This window comes from Xanthomonas sp. SHU 199 (assembly GCF_000364665.1).
Taxonomy (GTDB): domain Bacteria; phylum Pseudomonadota; class Gammaproteobacteria; order Xanthomonadales; family Xanthomonadaceae; genus Xanthomonas_A; species Xanthomonas_A sontii.
The window spans coordinates 1-2,261 of the sequence record NZ_AQOI01000245.1 but is presented as its reverse complement, the minus strand read 5'-3'; the positions used below and the strand labels follow the sequence as shown (position 1 = coordinate 2,261).

Annotated in this window: 3 protein-coding genes; all 3 read right to left on the bottom strand. The window is 69.8% G+C overall.

Annotated elements, in window-relative coordinates:
* Nucleotides 1-47: 47 nt before the first annotated feature.
* The 3 genes from pqqC to pqqA all read right to left on the bottom strand — a co-directional run bounded on the left by pqqC (nt 48) and on the right by pqqA (nt 1,942).
* Nucleotides 48-794, bottom strand: coding sequence for a pyrroloquinoline-quinone synthase PqqC (gene pqqC, locus D183_RS0109775; RefSeq protein WP_017913662.1), 747 nt, complete (start codon nt 792-794; stop codon nt 48-50).
* Nucleotides 795-828: 34 nt separating this feature from the next.
* Nucleotides 829-1,728: a pyrroloquinoline quinone biosynthesis protein PqqB gene (gene pqqB / locus D183_RS0109770; protein ID WP_026143663.1), complete on the bottom strand. Its 900-nt coding sequence runs from the start codon at nt 1,726-1,728 to the stop codon at nt 829-831.
* 64 nt (nt 1,729-1,792) lie between these two features.
* The gene (gene pqqA / locus D183_RS27760) at nt 1,793-1,942 is read right to left on the bottom strand and encodes a pyrroloquinoline quinone precursor peptide PqqA (RefSeq protein WP_017908831.1); all 150 of its coding nucleotides are present in this window, start codon (nt 1,940-1,942) and stop codon (nt 1,793-1,795) included.
* Nucleotides 1,943-2,261: the final 319 nt, after the last annotated feature.

The following is a 2,261-nucleotide window of genomic DNA, read 5'->3' as shown; positions in this document are numbered from 1 at the left end:
GCGCACGCCGGCGGCGAGCCGCGGCTGGCTGCTGGCGTCCAGCGTGCTCATGCCGCGGCCTGCGCGGCGTCCGGCACGAACGCGTCCGGCCAGGCCACGCCCGGTTGCACGTAGGCGAAGTGCAGCGCATCCAGTTGCGACCACAGCACCCCGCACTTGAAGCGCAGCGCGTCCTGCACCAGGTGCTGCTTCTCCACGGTGTCGGCGTGGCGTTTGACGTAGTCCAGGGCGAAGTCCGAATCGCGCGGCGCCTCGTGCAGGCGATGCTCGAAATACGCCAGCGCCTCGCGCGAGACGAAGTCGTAGTGCTGCAGCATGCCGGCGACGCGGTGGCCGATGATGCCCGGGGCGAACAATTCGGTCAGCGACGAGGCGATGGCCTCCAGCAGGCTCTTTTCGCGCACGAAGTGCAGGTAGGCCTGCACCGCGAAGCGGGTGCCGGGCAGCAGGCCGCGGCCGGACTGCACCAGGTCGCGGTCCAGCCCGAGCGCGTCGGTCAGGTGCAGCCAGCGGGCGATGCCGCCTTCGCCATCGGCGCTGCCGTCGTGGTCGACGATGCGCTGGCGCCAGATCCGGCGCAGTGCCGGGTCGTCCATCCGCGCCAGGATCGCCGCGTCCTTGAGCGGGATGCAGCGCTGGTACTCGTAGCGGTTCAGCGCCCAGGCCTGGACCTGGCCGCGGTTCAGGCGCCCGCTGTGCAGCAGGGCGTGGAAGGGGTGCTGGTCGTGGTACAGCCGCGCGCCGATCGCGCGCAGCGCGGCTTCCAGTTGATCGGGGCTCAGCAATGCGCTCACGGGCTTGGTCTCGCAGGTGATGCGGGAAGGCGGGTCACAGCGCGATCTCCATGCCGTCGTGGGCCACGTCCCAGCCGTGCGCGGCGACGGTGGCGCGCTCGGCGGAGCCGGCGTCGAGGATCGGGTTGGTGGTGTTGATGTGGATGAAGACCTTGCGTGCCACGCCCAGGTCGGCGAAGGCATGCAGGGTGCCGGCCTCGCCGTCGATGCTCATGTGGCCCATGCGCTGGCCGGTCTTGGCGCTGATGCCGAGCTGCACCAGCTCGTCGTCGCGCCACAGGGTGCCGTCGAAGAACACCAGTTCGGCGCCGCGCAGGCGCTCGCGCAGGGCGTCGGTCAGCGCCGCGCAGCCGGGGATGTAGTGCAGGCGGTGCGTACCGTCGTCGATGGTCAGGCCCAGCGTCTCTTCGGCCGAGCCGGCCAGGTCGCCGCTGTGGCGGGATTCCATGAACAGCGGCACCTTGCCCGGCACCGCGAATGGTGTGACCTGCAGGCCGAGCAGCGACAGCGGTGTGTCCAGGGCGAACGGATGGCGGTGCACGTAAGCCGGGTGCAGCGCGTCGAACACCGGGTTCTGCGCCAGCAGGTCGAGCACGCGGCTACTCGCGTACAGGTCGAAGCGCTGGCTCTCGCGCATCGACAGCAGCCCGGCGATATGGTCGATCTCGCCGCTGGTCAGCAGCACCGCCTCGATCGGCGAATGGCGCTGGTCGCGCTGCGGCCATAGTGCGGGGGTGGCCAGCACCTGCTGGCGGAAATCGGGTGAGGCGTTGATCAGCAGCCAGCGCTGGCCATCGACGCTGACCGCGATGCTGGCCTGGGTACGGCGTTGGGCACCCGGGTGTTGCTGCCACGCGCGTTGGCTCGCGGGCGTGTGGCAGTTCCACTGCGGATGCCCTCCGCCTGCCGCCGATCCCAAAACGATGAGGTGCATCCGGTCTCCGTTTTTAGCGCCTGGCCGGTCGCGCTTCGGTCGCGGGAAGGGAGGAGTGCGCGGGTCAGAGCTCGCCGGAGGCGTAGCAGTTTATTTCCGCGCCGACGCAGATTTCGCGGATCACAGGCTTGTTCCACTTCTTCATGTGCGTTTCCTCTTCGAGTCGGTCTAGGGACGACGGCAGCGGCGCATGCAGACAGCAGCGGGTCGCCATCGCGTTCGAGCATAGGCGCGGGGATTGGGGCGGTTGTGAAATTCCGGTAAAACCGCTGCAAGTCGCAACCGGGTCACAGTGACGCGGCGGTGCGTATCCGCGGGGCGCCCCCGCCGTGCGGCCGGCGCAATTGTGAGAACGCGCACAAGCGCGTTAGTGTAGGCGGCACCGTTTCGTCGACTGCGTCCGTCCTTGAACCACACCGTCCACTCCGGCCTGGAGGCGTTGCTGCAGCGCCCGGCGGCCGCGACCCTAGCGCCCGCCCTGCGCGCGGCGCTGCTGCAGGCCTGGCAGGCACAGGCCGAGCCGCTGCCGCGGC